Source organism: Micromonospora sp. NPDC047548 (genome assembly GCF_040642975.1).
Taxonomy (GTDB): domain Bacteria; phylum Actinomycetota; class Actinomycetes; order Mycobacteriales; family Micromonosporaceae; genus Micromonospora.
The window spans coordinates 233,398-252,951 of the sequence record NZ_JBEYTI010000002.1; the positions used below are offsets into that span (position 1 = coordinate 233,398).

Annotated in this window: 15 protein-coding genes; 6 read left to right on the plus strand and 9 right to left on the minus strand. The window is 72.4% G+C overall.

Annotated elements, in window-relative coordinates; genetic code table 11:
- Window positions 1-72 precede the first annotated feature (72 nt).
- The gene (gene trmB, locus ABZ807_RS02950) at window positions 73-702 is read left to right on the plus strand and encodes a tRNA (guanosine(46)-N7)-methyltransferase TrmB (RefSeq protein ID WP_357152241.1); all 630 of its coding nucleotides are present in this window, start codon (window positions 73-75) and stop codon (window positions 700-702) included.
- Between the two features lie 14 nt (window positions 703-716).
- On the opposite strand, the gene tnpB is transcribed toward trmB, so the two are convergent.
- Together tnpB and ABZ807_RS02960 are read right to left on the minus strand one after the other, a co-directional pair.
- Window positions 717-2,219: an IS607 family element RNA-guided endonuclease TnpB gene (gene tnpB, locus ABZ807_RS02955; protein WP_357151942.1), complete on the minus strand. Its 1,503-nt coding sequence runs from the start codon at window positions 2,217-2,219 to the stop codon at window positions 717-719.
- Window positions 2,216-2,788, minus strand: a complete 573-nt coding sequence (locus tag ABZ807_RS02960) for an IS607 family transposase (RefSeq protein WP_357151945.1) — start codon at window positions 2,786-2,788, stop codon at window positions 2,216-2,218. The genes tnpB and ABZ807_RS02960 overlap by 4 nt, the downstream gene beginning before the upstream one ends.
- A 293-nt stretch (window positions 2,789-3,081) precedes the next feature.
- On the opposite strand from ABZ807_RS02960, the gene ABZ807_RS02965 reads away from it, so the two are divergent.
- The 3 genes from ABZ807_RS02965 (at window position 3,082) to ABZ807_RS02975 (ending at window position 7,424) form a co-directional block, all read left to right on the plus strand.
- Window positions 3,082-5,586 carry a DUF3516 domain-containing protein gene (locus tag ABZ807_RS02965; protein WP_357151948.1) on the plus strand — a complete coding sequence of 835 codons (2,505 nt, stop codon included), beginning with the start codon at window positions 3,082-3,084 and terminating at the stop codon, window positions 5,584-5,586.
- 120 nt (window positions 5,587-5,706) lie between these two features.
- Window positions 5,707-6,354 (plus strand): hypothetical protein, encoded by a 648-nt coding sequence (locus ABZ807_RS02970; RefSeq protein ID WP_357151951.1) that lies wholly within the window; start codon window positions 5,707-5,709, stop codon window positions 6,352-6,354.
- A gap of 176 nt (window positions 6,355-6,530) precedes the next feature.
- Window positions 6,531-7,424: a hypothetical protein gene (locus ABZ807_RS02975; RefSeq protein WP_357151954.1), complete on the plus strand. Its 894-nt coding sequence runs from the start codon at window positions 6,531-6,533 to the stop codon at window positions 7,422-7,424.
- A gap of 153 nt (window positions 7,425-7,577) precedes the next feature.
- Here the strand turns inward: ABZ807_RS02975 and ABZ807_RS02980 are convergent, their stop codons facing one another.
- Genes ABZ807_RS02980 through ABZ807_RS02995 form a run of 4 tightly spaced genes read right to left on the minus strand, consistent with a single transcriptional unit; the run spans window position 7,578 to window position 11,591 of the window.
- Window positions 7,578-8,522 carry an iron-siderophore ABC transporter substrate-binding protein gene (locus ABZ807_RS02980; RefSeq protein WP_357151957.1) on the minus strand — a complete coding sequence of 315 codons (945 nt, stop codon included), beginning with the start codon at window positions 8,520-8,522 and terminating at the stop codon, window positions 7,578-7,580.
- Window positions 8,522-9,415: an ABC transporter ATP-binding protein gene (locus ABZ807_RS02985; RefSeq protein ID WP_357151960.1), complete on the minus strand. Its 894-nt coding sequence runs from the start codon at window positions 9,413-9,415 to the stop codon at window positions 8,522-8,524. Before ABZ807_RS02985 ends, ABZ807_RS02980 begins: the two co-directional genes overlap by 1 nt.
- Window positions 9,416-9,441: 26 nt before the next feature.
- Window positions 9,442-10,548 carry an iron ABC transporter permease gene (locus tag ABZ807_RS02990; RefSeq protein WP_357151962.1) on the minus strand — a complete coding sequence of 369 codons (1,107 nt, stop codon included), beginning with the start codon at window positions 10,546-10,548 and terminating at the stop codon, window positions 9,442-9,444.
- Window positions 10,545-11,591: an iron ABC transporter permease gene (locus ABZ807_RS02995; RefSeq protein ID WP_357151965.1), complete on the minus strand. Its 1,047-nt coding sequence runs from the start codon at window positions 11,589-11,591 to the stop codon at window positions 10,545-10,547. Before ABZ807_RS02995 ends, ABZ807_RS02990 begins: the two co-directional genes overlap by 4 nt.
- Window positions 11,592-11,737: 146 nt before the next feature.
- Here ABZ807_RS02995 and ABZ807_RS03000 point away from each other — a divergent pair, with 146 nt between their 5' ends.
- Complete coding sequence (locus ABZ807_RS03000) at window positions 11,738-12,097, plus strand: YciI family protein (protein ID WP_357151969.1); 360 nt, start codon at window positions 11,738-11,740, stop codon at window positions 12,095-12,097.
- 18 nt (window positions 12,098-12,115) lie between these two features.
- Here ABZ807_RS03000 and ABZ807_RS03005 read toward each other — a convergent pair whose 3' ends face one another.
- Both ABZ807_RS03005 and ABZ807_RS03010 read right to left on the minus strand, forming a co-directional pair.
- Window positions 12,116-12,589: a cytidine deaminase gene (locus ABZ807_RS03005; RefSeq protein ID WP_357151972.1), complete on the minus strand. Its 474-nt coding sequence runs from the start codon at window positions 12,587-12,589 to the stop codon at window positions 12,116-12,118.
- 56 nt (window positions 12,590-12,645) lie between these two features.
- Complete coding sequence (locus ABZ807_RS03010; RefSeq protein ID WP_357151975.1) at window positions 12,646-14,064, minus strand: transposase; 1,419 nt, start codon at window positions 14,062-14,064, stop codon at window positions 12,646-12,648.
- 173 nt (window positions 14,065-14,237) lie between these two features.
- Here ABZ807_RS03010 and hrpA point away from each other — a divergent pair, with 173 nt between their 5' ends.
- A complete protein-coding gene (hrpA, locus tag ABZ807_RS03015; RefSeq protein WP_357151978.1) occupies window positions 14,238-18,299 on the plus strand; it encodes an ATP-dependent RNA helicase HrpA in 4,062 nt (1,353 codons plus the stop codon).
- Here hrpA and ABZ807_RS03020 read toward each other — a convergent pair.
- Window positions 18,266-19,519, minus strand: coding sequence for an MFS transporter (locus tag ABZ807_RS03020; protein WP_357152244.1), 1,254 nt, complete (start codon window positions 19,517-19,519; stop codon window positions 18,266-18,268). The two genes, hrpA and ABZ807_RS03020, sit on opposite strands and share 34 nt — an antisense overlap.
- Between the last annotated feature and the right edge of the window lie 35 nt (window positions 19,520-19,554).

A 19,554-nucleotide genomic window follows, 5' to 3' on the forward strand; every position in this document is an offset into this window, starting at 1 on the left:
GACCAGAACCCCGCCGTCCCGGCGGCCCCGCCGGCCGCCCGGATCCGCACCTTCCACCCCCGCCGCGGCCGGATGAGCGACCGCCAGACGGACGCGCTGGAACGGCTCTGGCCCGGGTATGGCATCGACATCGCCGACCTCGACGGGCCATTCGACCCGGCCGCGCTCTTCGGTCGGGGCGCCCCCGTGGTGCTGGAGATCGGCTCCGGCATGGGCGACGCCACAGCCGCGATGGCCGCCGCCGACCCGGCCCGGGACTACCTGGCGGTCGAGGTGCACACGCCCGGCATCGGAAACCTGCTGGAGCTGGTGGAACGGCACGGGCTGACCAACGTCCGGGTGGCGAAGGGCGACGCGCTGGACCTGGTCCGGGCCATGCCGGCCGACGCCCTGGACGCGGTGCACGTCTTCTTCCCCGACCCCTGGCCCAAGACCCGGCACCACAAGCGGCGGATCATCCAGCCGGACCACGCCGCGCTACTCCGCTCCCGCCTGCGACCGGGCGGGACGCTGCACTGCGCCACCGACTGGGCCGAGTACGCCGAGTCGATGCGCCAGACACTGGCCGCCGACCCCGGGCTGGTGGACGCGCACGGGGGCTTCGCGCCCCGACCGGCGCACCGGCCGGTGACCAAGTTCGAGCGGCGGGCGCTGACCGCCGGCCGCCCGATCTTCGACCTCATCCACCACCGCCACTCCTGACCGTTGCTGATCTTCTAGTCGGATGTCAGCATTCCGGGTGTTTCCACTCGGAAGGTCCGTGACGGTGTCACCGAAGCGTGAGGGCTTCGGTGTCCTGATGACGGTCTCGCGTTTCTTCCTGCCGTTGGCGGCAGGGTTGCGCCACCTGCCCGCCCCGCCCCGGCCTTACGGCTGGGGCGGGTGGCGCGGGTCTTCTGGTCGGCTCCACGCGGTTTCGACGCTTGCGCGTCCTGGTCTCCGGCCACTCCGGTACCAGTCGTTACGGCTGTCGCGAGTGCGGCGAGGTTACGAGCGGCGTTGGCATCCCGGTCGAGGATGAGGCCGCAGGCTTCGCAGCGGTAGGTTCGGACCTGCAGCGGCAGCTTGGCTTTCACCGCGCCGCAGTCCGAACAGGTCTTCGAGGACGGATACCAGCGGTCAGCCACGACAGTCACGCCGCCGGCCCAGCCGGTCTTGTAGGTGATCTGCCGCCGAATCTCGCCGAACCCGGCGTCCGCGACTTTGCGGGCCAGCCGGCGGTTACGCAGCATCCCGGCGACGTTGAGATCTTCCACCACCACCGTGGCGTACTCGGCGGTTATGGCGGTGGTGAGCTTGTGCAGGCCGTTTTGCCGCAGGTTCGCCACCCGGTGGTGGGCGCGGTTCCGTTCGGCGTTCGCGATCAGCCACCGCTTCGACGGCTTCTGCCCGGTGCGGCGATCCGGCCCCTGACGGCGGGAGACCCTGCGAGACATTTGCTTGAGTGTCGCCAGCGCAATGTCGTAGTTCGCCGGGTTCGGCACGTACCGGACCTCACCCGCCGAGTCGGCCATCACGGCGAGGCACGTGACGCCGAGGTCCACGCCTACGACAACGCCAGACCGGGCAGCAGTGCGCTCGTTCTTGCTGACCTCGACCTGCAACGAGCAGAACCACCGACTCCGCTCGAACCGCACGGTGGCCGACAGGATGCGGGCGGTACCGTTGGCCACGCGGCGCTCAAGCTTGCGCGTGGACTCGTGAGTGCGGATCGCCCCGAGCCGGGGCAGGGTCACATGGCGGCGGTCAGCCTCGACACGGATGGTGCCGGTGGTGAACCGGCACGACATGCGCGCCCGGTGCTTCGACTTGCGGCGAGGAACGCCCATCCGCTGGCCTTTGCGCTGCCCGCGCTTGGACTTGGCGTAGTTGTCGAACGCGGCTGCCGCCCCCGTCAGGCCGGTGTTGTATGCCTCTTTGGAGTTCTCCTGCCACCAGTCGGCAAAACGCGAGTCGGTCTTCTTGGCCTGGTTGAACTCCTTACGCAGCGCGGGCAGCGACCACGGCCGCCACGGCGTCAGCTCCTTCTCCCCGACGCCGTAGGAGGCCTCTGCCCGGCGCTGCCACCAGGACGCCGACACCCACGACACCGCCCAGTTGTAGGCCGCCCGCGCGGCGCCGCAGTGCGACCGAAGGGCCTCCTCCTGTGCCGCACCCGGGTCGAGCGCGAACCGGTAAGCCTGCACGACAAAACCGGGCCGCGGCTGAAACCTCTTCACTCGGCGACCTCACCGGTCGCCGCGGCCACGGCACGGGCCGCACGGTCCTTCGCCGCACGCTGCCCGTACAGCCGGGCACACATCGAGGTCAGCACCTCGGTCATGTCCCGAACCAGATCGCTGCTGTTCTCCTGCGAGTTCAGAACAACCAACCGCCGCCCGGTCGCCGACAACACGGATTCCAGGTGTTCGACACCGAAGCGGGCAAGCCGATCCCGGTGCTCGACCACGATCACCGCAACGGTCGGATCAGCCAGGACCCGATGCAGCTTGCGCCGCTTGCCGTCAAATCCGAAACCGACCTCCTTGACGACCTCGCTAATCGCGAGACCCTGCGCATTGGCGCCCTCCACAACCCGCATGGCCTGACGGTCCAGGTCATCTCCCTGGTCGGCGGAGGAGACACGGCAGTACGCGACTACCCGGCCTTCGACACTCGCGGGCTCGGTCACGATCCACGTCCCGGAGGGCGCCTGGCGAACGGGGACGGGCATCTTCCCGTCCTTCACCCACCGCCAAGCGGTCTGATAGCTCACCCCCTGCCGGCGGGCCCACACCGAAAGCTTCACACCGCCAAAGATACATGACCAAGCATGACTACGTCCGACCACAGAATGACGAGCAGTTTTTAGCCCCATCCCCACCCCGCCGCCCGGCAGCCCGCCCACCCGCCCACCCCGCCGCCCGGCCACCCCGCCGCCCGGCCGCCCGGCCGCCCGGCCGCCCGGCCGCGCACCCGAGAAAGAGTGCCTGTCCGGCCGGGAATAGCCACTCTTTCTCGGAAAGTGCGCGAGCGCGGAGCGGGGTGCGCGGCGCACCCGGCTGGCGGACGGGGCCGCGTCCCAGGCACGATGGAGCGGCTATGACGCTCACCGCCGCGCTCCCGAGAAGCGCCGACCCCGACACCCTTTACGACGCGTTCGCCGGCTGGGCGAAGGAGCGCGGCCTCGACCTCTACCCCCACCAGGAGGAGGCGGTCATCGAGATCGTCTCCGGCGCGAACGTGATCATGAACACGCCGACCGGCTCCGGCAAGAGCCTGGTCGCCGTCGCGGCGCACTTCGCGGCCCTGGCCGACGATCGGACCACCTTCTACACCGCACCGATCAAGGCGCTGGTGTCGGAAAAGTTCTTCGCGCTCTGCGAGGTCTTCGGCGCCGAGAACGTCGGCATGCTCACCGGCGACGCCAGCGTCAACGCCGACGCCCCGATCATCTGCTGCACCGCCGAAATCCTGGCCAACCTCGCGCTGCGGGAGGGGACCCGGGCGGATGTCGGCCAGGTGATCATGGACGAGTTCCACTTCTACGCCGAGCCCGACCGGGGCTGGGCCTGGCAGGTGCCGCTGATCGAGCTGCCGCAGGCGCAGTTCGTCCTGATGTCCGCCACGCTCGGCGACACCACCCGGTTCGTCGACGACCTCACCCGGCGCACCGGGCGGTCCACCGCCGTCGTCCGCTCGGTCGAGCGGCCGGTCCCACTGCTCTTCTCGTACGCGATGACCCCGATGCACGAGACCCTCGAGGAGCTGCTGCAGACCAAGCAGGCCCCGGTCTACGTCGTGCACTTCACCCAGGCCGCCGCGCTGGAACGCGCCCAGGCGCTGATGAGCGTCAACGTCTGCACCCGGGCCGAGAAGGACATGATCGCGAGCGCGATCGGCAACTTCCGGTTCACCTCCGGCTTCGGCAAGACGCTGTCCCGGCTGGTCCGGCACGGCATCGGCGTACACCACGCCGGCATGCTGCCCAAGTACCGCCGCTTGGTGGAGACCCTGGCCCAGGCCGGCCTGCTCAAGGTCATCTGCGGCACCGACACCCTGGGCGTCGGCATCAACGTGCCCATCCGCACCGTGCTCTTCACCGGCCTGTCCAAGTACGACGGGGTACGCACCCGGCTGCTCAAGGCGCGCGAGTTCCACCAGATCGCCGGGCGGGCCGGGCGGGCCGGCTTCGACACCCTCGGCCGGGTGGTGGTGCAGGCGCCCGAGCACGTCATCGAGAATGAGAAGGCCCTCGCCAAGGCCGGCGACGACCCGAAGAAGCGGCGCAAGGTGGTCAAGAAGAAGCCGCCGGAGGGCTCGGTCGGCTGGGGCCAGCCCACCTTCGAGCGCCTGGTCGAGGCCGAGCCGGAGCCCTTGACCTCCAGCTTCCAGGTCAGCCACTCGATGCTGCTCAACGTCATCGGCCGCCCCGGCGACGCGTTCGCCTCGATGCGGCACCTGCTCACCGACAACCACGAGGACCGGGCCGCGCAGCGCCGGCACATCCGCCGCGCCATCGCCATCTACCGGGCGCTGCGCGCCGGCGGGGTGGTCGAACAGCTCGACGAGCCCGACGAGGCCGGCCGCCGGGTCCGCCTCACCGTCGACCTCCAGCTCGACTTCGCGCTCAACCAGCCGCTGTCGCCGCTGGCGCTCGCCGCGATCGAGCTGCTCGACGTCGAGTCCCCCTCGTACGCCCTCGACGTGCTCTCGGTCATCGAGTCGATCCTCGACGACCCGCGCCAGGTGCTCTCCGCCCAGCAGTTCAAGGCGCGCGGCGAGGCGGTGGCCGCGATGAAGGCCGAGGGCATCGAGTACGAGGCCCGCCTCGAACTGCTCGACGAGGTGACCTGGCCCAAGCCGCTCGCGGAGCTGCTGGAGGCCGCGTACGAGATGTACCGGCAGGGCCACCCCTGGGTCGCCGACCACCAGCTCTCCCCCAAGTCCGTGGTCCGGGACATGTACGAGCGGGCGATGACCTTCACCGAGTTCGTCCAGTTCTACGGGCTGTCCCGCTCGGAGGGCCTGGTGCTGCGGTACCTGGCCGACGCGTACAAGACGCTGCGGCAGACCGTGCCCGAGGACGCCAAGACCGAGGAGCTGGTCGACCTCATCGAGTGGCTGGGCGAGCTGGTACGCCAGGTCGACTCCAGCCTGATCGACGAGTGGGAGCGGCTGCGCAACCCGTCGGACGTCGCGGATGTCGCGTCCTCCCTGGAAGACCGGCCGCCGGCGGTGACCCGCAACGCCCGCGCCTTCCGGGTGCTGGTGCGCAACGCGCTGTTCCGCCGGGTCGAGCTGGCCGCGCTGCGCCGCTGGTACGACCTCGGCGAACTGGACTCGGCGTCGGGCTGGAACGCCGACGCCTGGGCGGAGGCGCTGGAGCCGTACTTCGAGGCGTACGACTCGATCGGGGTGGGCCCCGACGCGCGCGGGCCGGCGCTGCTGATGATCGAGCAGGGCCGGGACCGCTGGACGGTGCGGCAGATCCTCGACGACCCCGAGGGCGACCACGACTGGGGGATCAGCGCCGAGGTGGACCTGGCCGCGTCCGACGAGGCGGGGGCGGCGGTCGTCCGGATCACCGACGTCGGGCAGCTCTGAAGATTTGTCTCCGAGGGGCCGTCCGGGATGTTCGGACGGCCCCTTTCGTCCCCTGGGCGATGTCAGGCCCGTCGATTAGAATGTGTGTACTAATCGAGTTCCTGACCTGGGAGGACGCCCGTGACCGCGCCCACCTCCGCCGCCCCGCTCACCCCCTACGCCACGCTCCTCGGCTTCACCCGGTATGTCGACCGCACCGGGCCGACCAAGGCCACCTTCGTCGGTGGCCTGCGTAAGCAGCGGGCCAGCCGGCACGGCTTCAACCCGCACGGTCAGTTCGTCAAGGCCCTCAAGGCCGACGTCGCCTTCCACACCGGCGGCACCCACCTCGCCGGGGTGGCCGATCTGGTCAAGCCCCGCTGGCGCCCGCTCTACCAGGCCCTGGTCCCGGGGGCGACGGCCTGGCTCCAGTCGCTCGGCGAGCCGGCCGGGGTCGACCTGGCCCAGACCCGCGACGCGCTCGCCATGCTGGGCGACCTGCCCGTCAAGATCAACCCCCACTTCGGCGTCCGGTACGCCGACGGCCGCGCCGAGGCGGTCCGCCTGCACTTCGACGAGGCCCCGCCGAGCGAGGAGGCGGCCCTCGCCACCCTGCACCTGATGGCCCGGCACATGGACGCCGTCCTCCCGCACGGCGAGCCGGTCCTGGTCGACGTGCGGCGCGGCGAGACCCACCGCATGCCCGACACGATCAAGCCCGAGCAGGTCGAGCAGTGGCTGGCGGGCGAGGCCGCCGCCTTCCGCGCCATCTGGTCCACCGCCGCCTGACCCACCCCTACCCCACGCCTGATCAAGATCCGCGCAACTTCGGTGAGACTGCTGCCTCGACCAAGGGTTGAGGCGACACTTTCCCCGAAGTTGTGCGGATCTTGCTTCTGGCGGCGTGCGGGGAGGGTTATCCACAGGGGGTGGCGGGGGCGATCACGGGTGTCCAGGGTGGAGGGATGCCTGTTTCTCCTCGACGGCCCGCCCAGTTGGAGCGGCGCGTCTTCCGTGGGTCGCACGTCGTGGCCCGAGGGCTGCTGACCCGCGCGGAACTGCGCGGCACCGCCTGGCGGCCACTGTTCAAGGACGTCTACGCCGACGCGCGCCTGACCATCTCGCACGCCGTCCGATGCGCGGCGGCAGCTCACTGGCTGCTGCCGGCGGGGGCCGCGATCGCCGGCCGGAGTGCGGCAGCCCTCTTCGGCGCCGGCACGGCCGGCACGCGTGAACCCATCGACGTACTGGTCCCGGTCGGCGAGCGCCTCGGGCCGGTGGCCGGCCTCATCGTGCATACCGCCGAGATAGCGGACGGCGACCTGCTGACGCGCCTGGGGATCCGGGCGACCACCCCACGGCGCACCTGTTGGGACCTGTCGCAGTGGCTGGCGGTGGAGGAGGCGGTCGCACTCGTCGACGCGTTCCTCCGGCACCGACTGGTCCGGGTCGACGAACTGCGGGAGCTGGCGCAGGCCCGGCTCGGGACGCGAGGGTGGAAGCGCATGCTCCGCGTCGCCGACCTGACCGACCCAGGAGCGGAGTCGCCCCAGGAGTCGCGGCTACGGGTCCGTATTGTGCTCGCTGGTCTTCCGGCACCCGTGACCCAGTTCGTGGTGGAGCGCGACGGCGACTTCGTCGCCCGACTCGATCTCGCCTGGCCCGAACTGAAGGTCGCGGTCGAGTACGACGGTCTCTGGCATCACGACCCGGCGCAGTTCCATCGCGACCGGCAACGCCTCAACCGTCTGCTGACCGAGGACTGGATCGTCCTGCACCTCACCGCCAAGCGCTTCCGCGAGGATTTCGACGGCTTCCTCGCGGAACTCCGCCGCGCCCTCCGCTCCCGCACCCGCTGACCGCCCCCTCCCCCTCCCACCCCCTTTCCCCACCCCTCCCCACCCGCGCAACTTCATGGAAAGTGATGCCTCCATGTGGCGTGAGGCAGCATCTTCGGCGAAGTTGCGCGGATCTTGGGGAGGGGGAGGGCAGCGGGGGAAGGCGGGTGGGGGTCAGGCGGGGAGGTGCTTCTCCAGGTCGTCGAGGATCTTGTTGGCGGCGCCGACGCCGATGCCGGTCATCCAGACCTCGTCGGAGACGACGTGCGCCTTGCCGGCCTTGACGGCGGCCAGGCCCTGCCAGAGGGAGCCGGCGGTGACCTTGGCCTGCTCGGCGGCGGCCTTCTCGCCGTACGCGGTCACGAAGATGACGTCTCCGTCGACCTCGTTGACCCGTTCGGGGCTGACCAGGTCGAAGCGCTTGTCTTCCTTGCCGTCGAGGCGTTGCCGCTCGGGGCGGCCGAGCCCGGTGTCGCCGACGACGATGCCGGAGAACGACTCCGGGCCGTACACCCGGATGTTGCCGGGGAGGAAGCGCACGATGGAGATCTCGCGGGAGGCGGCGTCGCCCAGCTTCGCGCCGAGTTCTGTCGCCCGCTTCTCGTACGCGGCGAGCAGGTCGCGGGCCTGCTGCTCCTTGCCGAGCGCCGTGCCGTCGAGGAGCAGGTTCTCCTTCCAGGTGACGCCGACCTTCTCGGTGAAGACGGTGGGCGCGATGGCGCTCAGCTCGTCGTAGAACTTCTCCTGCCGGAACTTGCTGCCGAGGATCAGGTCCGGCTTCAGCGCGGTGATCGCTTCCAGGTCGGGCTCGGTGAGCACCCCGACCTCCTTGATGCCGGCGAGCTTCTCCTCGCCGAAATAGGTCGGCCAGCTCTTCGCCTCACCGGCGGTGGCGGCGCCGACCGGTGTGACGCCGAGCGAGAGCGCAGTGTCGATCTTGTCGGTGTCGAGCACCACCACGCGCTTCGGCTCGACCGGAACCTTGGTGCTGCCCATGGCGTGGGTGATCTCCCGGGTCTCCCCGGTGGCGGTGCCGGCGACCGGATCGCTCTTTCCGCAGGCGGCGAGGCCGACGCCGAGGGCGAGGGCCGCGGTGAGGGTGGCGGCGAGACGACGCATCAGAGTCCTTTCGAGGGGTACGGGCCGACGCGCGGGTGGTCCGCGTCGTCGACGCAGGGGCGGGCCGCCGGAGCGGTCGGGCCCGCCGGGCCGGTGCCGGGCAGCGGGGCCAGCGACGGGCTGGTGAGCCCGGGCACCACCAGCGGGGCGCCGGTGACCGGGCAGGGCACCACCACGCAGTCGAGCCCGAAGACCTCCCGGACCAGCTCCGCGGTGAGGATGTCGCGCGGTGGCCCGGCGGCGACCACGGCACCGGACCGCATGGCGACGAGGTGGTCGGCGTACCGGGCGGCCTGGTTGAGGTCGTGCAGCACGGCGACCACCGTGCGGCCCCGCTCGGCGCGCAGCCGGTGCAGCAGGTCCAGCACCTCCACCTGGTGGGCCAGGTCGAGGAAGGTGGTCGGCTCGTCCAGCAGCAGCGCCTCGGTGTCCTGGGCGAGGGTCATCGCGATCCAGACCCGCTGCCGCTGGCCGCCGGAGAGGGTGTCCACCGGCCGGTCGGCGAGCCCGGCCACGTCGGCGAGCGCCATCGCCCGGTCCACCGCGGCGGCGTCCTGCTCCGACCACTGCCGCCACCACCGCTGGTACGGCTGCCGGCCCCGCCCGACGAGGTCGGCCACGGTGACGCCCTCCGGCACCAGCGGGCTCTGCGGCAGCACGCCCAGCCGGCGGGCCACCTCCCGGGTGGGCAGGTCGCGGATGGCGGTGCCGTCCAGCAGCACGGCGCCCCGCCGGGGCGTGAGCAGCCGGGCCATGGTGCGCAGCAGGGTGGACTTGCCGCAGGCGTTCGGCCCGACGATGACGGTGAACGCGTCGGCGGGCAGCGCCAGGTCGAGCCCGTCCAGCACGGTCCGTTCGTCGTAGCCGGCGACCAGGTCGCGGGTGGAGAGCATCGTGCCTCCTGTGCCAGGGGTGGACGTCACGACGACCGCCGACGGCCGCGGACCAGTAGGAACATCAGGTACGGCCCGCCGATGGCGGCGGTGAGCACGCCCGCCGGCAGTTGGGTGGGGGCGAACAGCCGCCGGCCGGCGAGGTCGGCCAGCACCAGCAGCAGCGCGCCGAGCAGCGCGGCGCACAGCAGCGGCGGTCGCTCGGCCCGGACCAGCCGGCGGGCCACCTGCGGGGCGACCAGGGCGACGAAGTCGACCGCGCCGACCTGGGCTGTCACGGTGGCCGCCACGACGACGCCGGTGGCGGCCAGGCCGATCCGGCGGGCCACCGGCCGCAGCCCGATTCCCCGGGCGGTGTCGTCGTCCAGCGCGGAGCCGTTGAGCGCCCAGCCGGCCCAGGCCAGCACCGGAAGCAGCACGGCCAGGGTGAGCGCGACCCAGACCGTCTCGGTCCAGCCCTTGCCGGCGAGGGTGCCGATCAGCCAGATCTGCGCCCGCAGCCCGTCGATCGGGTCGGCGGAGAGCATGACCACCTCGGTCAGCGCCCGCAGCGCGAACGCGACGGCGACGCCGGCCAGCACGAACCGCTGCGCGGCCAGGCCGTGCCGGGAACCCAGCGCGAGCAGCAGCAGCGCGGCCGCCAGCCCGCCGACCAGCGCCGCGGGGGCGACCAGGATCGCGGCGGCGCCGGTGGTGATGGCGACGGTGGCGGCCAGCCCCGCCCCCTGGGTGATGCCGATGACGTCGGGGCTGGCCAGGGGGTTGCGGGCCACGCTCTGGATGAGCGTGCCGGCGATCCCGAAGGCCGCGCCGGCCGTCCCGGCCAGCACGATCCGGGGCAGCCGCAGATCGAGCACGACCAGGTCGTACGGGGTGCCGGCGCCGGACAACGCGCGGAGCACGTCGGCCGGGGCGACGTACGGGTTGCCGAGGCAGAGGCTGAGCAGCACGGCGAGGGCGAGCAGCACGGCCGAGGCGAGCGCGACGAGCACCGCGCGGCGGCGGACCTGGAGGCTGACCGGCCCGATCCGCAGCAGCGACCGGCCGGGCAGCCCGGCCTGACCGGTTCCGCCGCGCCCGTCGGCGTCCCGCTCGGCAGCCGGCGCGACGCCGGTCAGGTCGCCAGCGCTCACGCGGTCACCACCTTCGCCCGCCGGACCAGGTACGCCAACAGCGGCGCGCCGATCAGCGCGGTGATGATCCCGGCCGGCACCTCGCCGGGCGGCGCGACCAGCCGGCCGACGATGTCCGCACCGAGCAGCAGGGTGGGGCCGAGCAGGGCGGAGACGCCCAGCGTCCAGCGGTGGTCGGCGCCGACCAGGGCCCGGGCCAGGTGCGGCACGGCGAGCCCGACGAAGGCGATCGGCCCGGCGGAGGCGACCGCGGCGCCGGTGAGCAGCACCGCGGCCGCGCCACCGCCGAGGCGTACCAGGCCGATCCGGTGGCCGAGGCCGCGGGCGACGTCGTCGCCGAGGGCGAGCGCGTCGAGGCCCCGGGCGACCACCGCGGCCAGGGCCAGCCCGGCGAGGACGAACGGCAGCACCTGGGCGGCAACGCCGAGGTCCCGCCCGGTCAGCCCGCCGACGACCCAGAACCGGTACTCCTCGAAGGTGCGCGCGTCGATGCTGAGCAGCGCGTACACGACGGAGGCGAGGCTGGCGTCGAGGGCCGCGCCGATCAGCGCGAGGGTGACCGGGCTGGCGCCCTCGCGGGTCCGGTTGGCGACGGCGAAGACCAGCAGGCCGGCGCCGAGCGCGCCGGCGATGCCGAACCAGACGTACCCGGCGAGGCTGCCGACGCCGAGGACGGCGATGGCCAGCACCACGCCGAAGGAGGCGCCGGCGCTGATGCCGAGGATCCGGGGTTCGGCGAGCGGGTTGCGGGTGAGCGCCTGGAAGAGCACCCCGGCGACGGCGAGGGCGAGGCCGACGACCAGGCCCAGGGCGGTACGCGGCATCCGCAACTCGCGCACGATGGTGCTCGCCGTTCCCCCGTCGGGAGCGACCAGCGCGTGCCAGACCTGGCCCACGCCCAGCGGCCGGCTGCCCAGCGCGAGGCTGGCCAGCACGGCGAGGAGCAGCGCGAGGGCGGCGGCGAGCGCGACGGCGGTGCGGCGGCCCCGCTGTCCGCCGGCGCGGCGGGCGGCGCCGACCGGACGTGCGGCGAGGGTGGTCACGACGCTCCCGAGCTGGAAGTAAGGTTCGGCTAACCTTAGCGGAGATGGTGAGGGTGACCTAACCGGGGGCCATCGGCAGGCCGCCGGCCCGTGCACACCGGAACCAACGGGGGAAATCCGGGCGATTCCGCCCCTACCCTGGGTCCATGCGATTCGACCAGCACACCCTCGTCCTCCTCAGCCGCCCGGCGGACGCGCCGGAGCTGCCCCGGGACGCGGCGGACCGGCTGCGCGACACCCACCTGGCCCACCAGGCGGGGCTGGTGGAGCAGGGGCTGGTGCTCGCCGCCGGGCCGTTCCTGCACCCGGACGACCCGACGCTGCGCGGCCTCGCGGTGGTGCCGATCGCCCCGGAGGAGGCCCGCGAGCTCTACGCCAACGATCCGGCGGTCCGTGCCGGGCAGCTCGTCGTGCGGGTGGCGAGCTGGATGGTGCCGGAGGGCAACGTGCGCTACGGGAGCGTCGGGGTGCCCCGGTCGATGCTGGAGGCCGCCGCCGGCGACTGAGCCGCCGGGACCGGGCGGTCAGTCCTCGGAGGCCGGCCGGCTGCTCGGCACGGTGGGCATCGGCCACGGCCCGGTACGCACCGCCATCGGCGCGTCGAGCTGGTGGTCCCGCCAGACGTACGTCTCCGGCAGCAGGTCCGCGATCGGCACCGGCCGCAGCGCGTCCATCGGCCCGACGATCACCTTGATCGACGGGAAGTAGTCCAGCAGCACCTGGCGGCACCGGCCGCAGGGCGGGATGACGCCCCTCCCCCGGTCACCCACCGCGACGATGGTCTCCAGCTCGCCCGCCCCCTGGGTGGCGGCGGCGCCGATCGCGACCACCTCGGCGCACGGGCCGCCGGTGAAGTGGTAGACGTTCACGCCGGTGAAGACCCGGCCGTCGGCGGTCCGGGCCGCGGCGGCGATGGTGTGGTTGTCGCTGCGGCAGCGCAGCTTGGCGACCGCGGTCGCCGCCTGCACCAGCGCGCGGTCGGTGTCCAGCATCGTCATGTCGCGCCCCCGGATGTGTCGGTCAGCCGAAACTCTAGTGCGGTGCCCACTGACGTTCACCGGGTTTCCGGTGGGTGTTGTGGATCCTCGCCGGGTGGGCGAGCGACTCCCCACCGGGGTGGTGGGGCGGGCCTCCGCGGGCCAACCGATCCTCGCGCCGCCCGGTGGTGCGGTGGGCGGCGGGGGTCACGTCGGGACCGGCCAGCACCGGGGAGGTGTCGGCCGGCTCGACGGTGCGTGATCACCTGCGGCAGCACAACGGCTGCCATGGTGACGGGTCCGCCGCCCGGTGCCCGGGTGGCGATGCTGGCAGCCGCAGTCAGGTCGCGGTGCCCGGAGAATTCACAGTGTGGGCAGGACAGGGTCCTGCCGCGGGGTTTGGGTACCCGCTTGTGGCAGGCGGGGCAGGTCGACGAGGTACCGCGTTCGTCGACGAGCCGGACGGTGATGCCGGCCAGGGTGGCCTTGTCGGTGAGGATCTGGATGAGCCGGCCGATCTGCCACTGTCGTAGCCGCAGGTTGTGCCTCCGCCCCGCCGACAGGTCCAACACACCCCGGGGATCACCCACATGCAGCACCCCGACCCGCTGCCGCACCGCCCAGGAAACCACCGTGCGGGCGGCCTCGTGCTGGGCCTGACGGACCCGCCGTCGATGCCGGCCCTCCACCGCCCGGGCCCGGCGGCGGTACTGCCGCCACCGCCGCGACCCCCGCTCACCCCGTTTCGGCGCCCGACGGGCCACGCCACGGCGGCGGGCTTTCGTGTCCGCGAGGTGCATACGGTGCTCGGCGCGGATCGCCCGCCCGGACACCAACAACCCCTCACCGTCAGGGCCGGCCACCGCATACGGATGGATGATCCCCAGATCCACCCCGGCCACCCGGCCCGGATCCGGCTGCTCACCCGGCGGGTAGGTCGTGACCGGCACTTCGGCGGTGACGTCGAGGAACAGCCGGCCGCCCTCACACAGCAGGGTGATCGACCGGATTTGCTCGGCCGGATACGGCACCTCCCGCGCCAGGCGCACCCACAACGGCGACGTGCCTCTCGCGGTGGGGACCCTTACCCTGCGCCCGTCCAGGGTGAACGTGCCGTGATACCAGCGCACCGGCACCAACCCGCGACGGCGACGCGGAAACCGCGCCGACAGGTCACCGTCACGGCGGCGTTTCGCCGCCGCGAACCACGCCTCGGAGAACCGGCGCAACACCGACCGGGCGCCAGTCGAGTCCAGTTCCGCGAACGTGCCCGGCCCCGACGCCGCCAACTCCCGACACAACCCCTGATAACCGGCCAGCGGCACATCCCTGCGGCGGCGCCGCCACGCATTGACCTCCAACACACACGCCCACACATCACCAGCCGAACGCAGCAACCCGAAACACCGCCGCCGCTGCCCCACCGTCACCCGCAACCCCACACGAGCGGTGCGATGCACCACCAGTGGCGCGGCAGGATCACGACGACGAGGCACGAACCCAACCCAACACCACCCCTACGACAATTCCCCGCACGACAACCCGCCGAACGTCAGTGGACACCGCACTAGCCAGCCCCCTCCCTGGGCAGCGACGCCGCCGCAGGGTGGCGCGACCGGGGGTAACCCGGGAGCGCTCCGGCGGCGGGCTGCCTATCCTTGGCGACGACATGCAGAATCCAGCCGTACCCGCCGAGGCCGTCACCGTCCGCGAGCTGCACCGCCGCCTCTCCCCGCTGATGTTCCGCGACCAGCGCGTCCTGCAGCGGCGGCTGGACGGCGTACGCAAGCTCCGGGACCCGCAGCGGCGCGACGGCGCGCTCGCCGAGATCGCCGCGGACGTGGCCCGGGCGGAGGCCCGGCTGGCGGGCCGGCGGGCCGCCGTACCGGTGATCAGCTATCCGCCGCAGCTGCCGGTCAGCGAGCGCCGGGACGACATCGCCGCCGCGATCCGCGACCACCAGGTGGTGATCGTGGCCGGCGAGACCGGCTCCGGCAAGACCACCCAGCTGCCCAAGATCTGCCTGGAGCTGGGGCGCGGGGTGCACGGGCTGATCGGACACACCCAGCCCCGCCGGCTCGCCGCCCGGACGGTCGCCGACCGGATCGCCGAGGAGCTCGGCACCGAGCTGGGCGACGTGGTCGGCTACAAGGTGCGCTTCACCGACCAGGTCGGCGACCGCAGCCTGGTCAAGCTGATGACCGACGGCATCCTGCTGGCCGAGTTGCAGACCGACCGGATGCTGCGCCAGTACGACACGCTGATCATCGACGAGGCGCACGAGCGCAGCCTCAACATCGACTTCATCCTCGGGTACCTGAAGCAGCTCCTCCCCCGCCGCCCCGACCTCAAGGTGATCATCACCTCGGCGACCATCGAGACCGACCGGTTCGCCCGGCACTTCGCCGGCCCGCCCACCGAGGACGCGCCCGAGGGCGTCCCGGCCCCGATCGTCGAGGTGTCCGGGCGGACGTACCCGGTCGAGGTGCGGTACCGCCCACTGGTCGAGGTGAACGAGGCCGAGCAGGACGAGGGCGACGACGAGGAGAACGTCCGCGACCAGATCCAGGCCATCGGCGACGCGGTCGAGGAGCTGGCCGCCGAGGGACCCGGCGACATCCTGGTCTTCCTCAGCGGCGAGCGGGAGATCCGGGACACCGCCGACGCCCTGGGCAGGCTGGTGGAGAAGAGACGGTCGCTGCTCGGCACCGAGATCCTCCCCCTGTACGCCCGGCTGTCGACCGCCGAACAGCACCGGGTCTTCGCCCCGCACGCCGGGCGGCGGGTGGTGCTGGCCACCAACGTCGCCGAGACGTCGCTGACCGTTCCCGGCATCAAGTACGTGGTGGACCCGGGCACGGCCCGGATCTCCCGCTACAGCAGCCGGCTCAAGGTGCAGCGGCTGCCCATCGAGCCGGTCTCCCAGGCGTCGGCCAACCAGCGCAAGGGCCGCTGCGGTCGCACCTCGGACGGCATCTGCATCCGCCTCTACGACGAACAGGACTTCGGATCCCGGCCCGAGTTCACCGACCCGGAGATCCTGCGCACCAACCTCGCCTCGGTCATCCTCCAGATGACCTCGATCGGGCTCGGCGACATCGCCGCCTTCCCGTTCATCGACCCGCCGGACCGACGCAACGTCACCGACGGCGTCAACCTGCTGTATGAACTGGGCGCGCTCGACCCGGCCGAGACCGACCCGGCGAAGCGGCTCACCCCGCTGGGCCGGCGGCTGGCCCAGCTCCCGGTCGACCCCCGGCTGGCCCGGATGGTGCTGGAGGGCGAACGCAACGGCAGCGCCACCGAGGTGATGGTGATCGCCGCCGCGCTCTCCATCCAGGACCCGCGCGAGCGGCCCGCCGACAAGCAGGCCCAGGCCGACCAGGCACATGCCCGGTTCGCCGACTCCGAGTCGGACTTCGTCGCCTTCCTCAATCTCTGGCGCTACCTGCGCGAGCAACAGCGGGCCCTGTCGTCCAGCGCGTTCCGCCGGATGTGCAAGGCGGAATACCTGAACTACCTGCGGGTGCGCGAGTGGCAGGACATCGTCAGCCAGCTGCGCCAGGTGCTGCGCACCCCGGACCAGGCCGGCGGGGGCCGCGGCGGGCGACCGGCACGCGACGCGGGCACGGACGGCGGCGGACGGCGCGGGTCCGGCGCGGACCTGCCGGAGGAGATCGACACCCCGAAGGTGCACCAGTCGCTGCTGCCCGGCCTGCTCTCCCACATCGGGCTGAAGGACGCCCAGAAACACGAGTACCTGGGGGCGCGCGGGGCGAAGTTCGCCCTCTTCCCCGGCTCGTCGCTGTTCAAGAAACCGCCGCGCTGGGTGATGGCCGCCGAGCTGGTGGAGACCTCCCGGCTCTGGGGCCGGGTCGCCGGGCGGGTCGAGCCGGAGTGGGTCGAGCCGCTCGCGCAGCACCTGGTCAAGCGCAGCTACAGCGAGCCGCACTGGGAGAAGAAGCAGGCCGCGGTGATGGCCTACGAGAAGGTCACCCTGTACGGCATCCCGCTGGTCACCTCGCGCAAGGTCAACTTCGGCCGGATCGACCCGGCGCTGTCGCGGGAGCTGTTCATCCGGCACGCCCTGGTGGAGGGCGACTGGCAGGCCCACCACCAGTTCTGGCGGGACAACCAGCGGCTGCTCACCGAGATCGAGGAGTTGGAGAACCGGGCCCGCCGCCGGGACATCCTGGTCGACGACGAGGCGATCTTCGCCTTCTACGACCAGCGCATTCCCGCCGACGTGGTCTCCGGCCAGCACTTCGACTCGTGGTGGCGCAAGACCCGCCGGGAGCAGCCGGAGCTGCTCACCTTCACCCGGGAGCTGCTGGTCAACGCCGGGCGCGGCGGGGTGGACGAGGCCGACTACCCGGACGAGTGGCAGGCCAACGGGGTCACCCTGCCGCTGGCCTACACCTTCGACCCGGGCACCCCGACCGACGGCGTGACCGTGGACATCCCGCTGCCCCTGCTCAACCAGGTGCCGGCGGAGAGCTTCGACTGGCAGGTGCCGGGGCTGCGCGAGGAACTGGTGATCGCACTGATCCGGTCGCTGCCCAAGGCGATCCGGCGCAACTTCGTCCCGGTGCCGGACTACGCCCGGGCCGCGCTGGCGGCGATGCCGGCAGGCGAGGAGCCGCTGCTCGACGCGCTGAGCCGGCAGCTGCGCCGGATGACCGGCGTCACCGTGCCGCGCGACGCCTGGGACCTCGACCGGCTCCCGGCCCACCTGCGGGTCAGCTTCCGGGTGCTCGACGAGGAGAACAAACCGGTCGCCGAGGGCAAGGATCTGCCGGCCCTGCAACGCCAGCTTCGCCAGGAGGTACGCCAGGTCGTGGCGGCCGCCGCGCCGGACGTGGCCCGTACCGGGCTGAGCCAGTGGAGCATCGGCACGGTGCCCCGCACCATCGAGCAGGTCCGCGCGGGCTACGCGGTGACCGCGTACCCGGCGCTGGTCGACGAGGGCGCGACGGTCGGGGTGAAGGTCTTCGACTCCGAGGCCGAACAGGCCGCCGCGCACTGGGCCGGCACCCGGCGGCTGCTGCGGCTGACCGCGCCGTCGCCGGCGAAGTTCCTCCAGGGGCGGCTGTCCAACGAGGCGAAGCTGGCGCTGAGCCGCAACCCGCACGGCGGGGTGCAGGAGCTGATCTCCGACGCCGCCGGCGCGGCGATCGACAAGCTGGTCGCCGACGCGGGCGGGCCGGCCTGGGACGCCGAGGGCTTCGCCGCGCTGCGCGAGCGGGTCCGCGCCGACCTGGTCGACACCGTGGTCGAGGTGATGGACCGGGTCCGTCGGGTCCTCGCCGCCGCTTACGCGGTGGAGCAGCGGCTCGGCGCGACCCGGAACCTGGCGGTGGTGGCCGCCCTGGCGGACATCCGCAACCAGCTCTCCGGTCTGGTGCACAAGGGATTCGTCACCGAGACCGGGTACCCGCGCCTGCCCGACCTGCTGCGCTACCTGACCGCGATCGAGCGGCGCCTGGACCGGTTGCCCGGCAATCCGCAGCGGGACAAGCAGCAGCAGGACCGGATCGCGGTGGTGCAGAAGGAGTACGCGGACATGCTCGCCGCACTCCCGCCCTCGCGCCGGCAGTCCGCCGCGGTACGGCAGATCCGCTGGATGATCGAGGAGCTGCGGGTGAACGTCTTCGCCCAGGCGCTCGGCACCCCGTACCCGGTGTCGGAGCAGCGGATCTACCGGGCGATGGACGACGCGGAGGGGCGGTGACCGGGGGCCGCGCCGCCCGGATCAGCTGAGCCCTCCGCGCGGAGCGCCACGTACAGCAGCAGGGCGGAGAGGGCGGTCAGGACAGGTGCCACGGCGAAACCGGTGGCCAGTCCGACGTGGTCGGCGAGAAGACCCAGCAGGAACGGGGCGCCGAGGACCAGCACCCCGCCGAGCAGCTGGACGAGCGCGTTGGCGGCGTCGATCTCGTCCGGGGCCGCGGCCAGGGTCAGGGCGAGGGCCAGTGGGAACTGGTTGGCGATGCCCAGACCGGTGACGAAGAGGCCGACCAGGGCGGGGACGACGCCGCCGGGAAGCCACAGGGCGGCCAGACCGGCAAGCGTGACCGCCAGGGAAATCCCCATCAGCCGGGCCGCGCGGCCGGGACGGCGGGTGAGCCGGGCCCCGGCGAGCCGACCGAGCAGGATGCCCGCGTAGAACACCGTCATGGCTGTCGCCGCGGTAGAGGTGGACATCCCCCTTGCGGCGCTCAACAGCTCCGCGCCGAAGTACACGACACAGAACTCGACCCCGATGCCGACCGCCACCAGGAGCGCCAGCAACCGACAGGCCACGGAGAGCCCGCCGCGGTGTCCGGCCCTCTGCGCGGCGCGTGGGCGCGGCACTGACGGGAACGGCTGGCGCCGGTAGCGGACGGCCAGGGCGACCAGGATGACGGCGGGGACAGCCATGGCGACCCGCCAGGTGCCGGTGAGCGCGTGGCTCACGCCGAGGGCCAGCGGAGCGACGACGGCGCAGAGGCCGGCCCCGACGTTCATCTCGACCAGTGCCTGGTCTCGTCGTGGGCCGTGGTGGTCGGCGACCACCGACTGGGTGGTGGTCTGCACGGTGGTGCCGGCGAATCCCATGACAACGGCACCCAGCATGGTGAGCTGGATGCTGTGGGTAAGGGCAAACAGGACGGCGCCTGCCATGGTCAACAGTGCCGACTGCCACAGCAGGGAACGGCGGCCCATCCTGGCCGCCAACCGGGCGAAGACGGCTCCTGACAGCACGGAACCGGCTGCCCAGAGCGCCGAGTAGAGGCTGAGCACCGTGTAGGAGAAGTCGAGTTCCTGGCGAAGCAGCGCCAGTGCCGGTCCAAAGGCGTACAGCCAGAACGTGTAGGCACCGAGCGCGCTGTAGGTCAGCAGCGTCAGTCCGTCCCGTACGAAGGCGTCGCCGCCGGCCCGCAGGGTGGACTTTCGGGCCTTCTGCTCCATACCCACGCAGGGCCTTCCTGTCGGGCGGTGGTTCC